The sequence below is a fragment of the Parafrankia sp. FMc2 genome (genome assembly GCF_041008525.1).
Taxonomy (GTDB): Bacteria; Actinomycetota; Actinomycetes; order Frankiales; family Frankiaceae; genus Parafrankia.
In genome coordinates this window covers 1-678 of sequence record NZ_JBFLUG010000490.1, presented here as the reverse complement: position 1 = coordinate 678, position 678 = coordinate 1, and the positions used below count along the sequence as shown (strand labels likewise).

General features: G+C 69.8%; 1 protein-coding gene. It reads right to left on the bottom strand.

All coding sequences use genetic code 11. The features are described 5' to 3' along the window. Positions 1–119 precede the first annotated feature (119 nt). Positions 120–470, bottom strand: a complete 351-nt coding sequence (locus AB1460_RS38090; protein ID WP_368967464.1) for an IS3 family transposase — start codon at positions 468–470, stop codon at positions 120–122. Positions 471–678: the final 208 nt, after the last annotated feature.

Sequence of the window (678 nt, the reverse complement as noted above, 5' to 3'; positions counted from 1 at the left end):
CAAGGAGTGGACACCGACCAGCGGCTCGTCCATCACCCTCGCACCCGACCTGGGCCGGTGATATCTCAGGGGCCCCTGCCAGCCACCAGCGGACACCGGACACCCGTCCGGCTCTCCCATTAGGTGACGTCGGCGGTCCAGACCTGGTTCGGGGCAGGGGCGGTGAAGTCTCGGTTGACCAGGTCGGGTGGCAGGTGCGCGGCACGGTCGGACCGGGTGAGGCTGACGCGGCGGCGCCGATGAACCCCTTGCAGGCCAGCCTGTCTCATGAGCCGGGCGACCCGCTTGCGGCTGACGTGTACGCCCGCGGCGGCCAGGTCGGCGTGCACCCGCGGCGCACCGTAGGTGGCCCGGGACGCCGCATGCACAGCGGTGATCTTCGTGGTCAGGGTCTGGTCGGCCGCGGTTCGGGCGGACTGTCCACCGCGGCGGCGCCAGGCGTAGTAGCCCTCGCGTGACACACCGAGCACGCGGGCAAGAACGGAGACAGAGTGGTGTGTTTTCTCCGCGTCGATCAGAGCGAATTTAATTTCTGACCGGTCTCCGTGATGCTCCTATGTCAAGCCGCGAGCTGACGGTCATCTGCGGGCGCCGGTGAGGGCGGTGCGGTGTGGCTGCGCGCGTCGGCGCGGAGGGCGGTGAACACGACGTCGGACAGCCGGCGGCGCAGCAGACGGA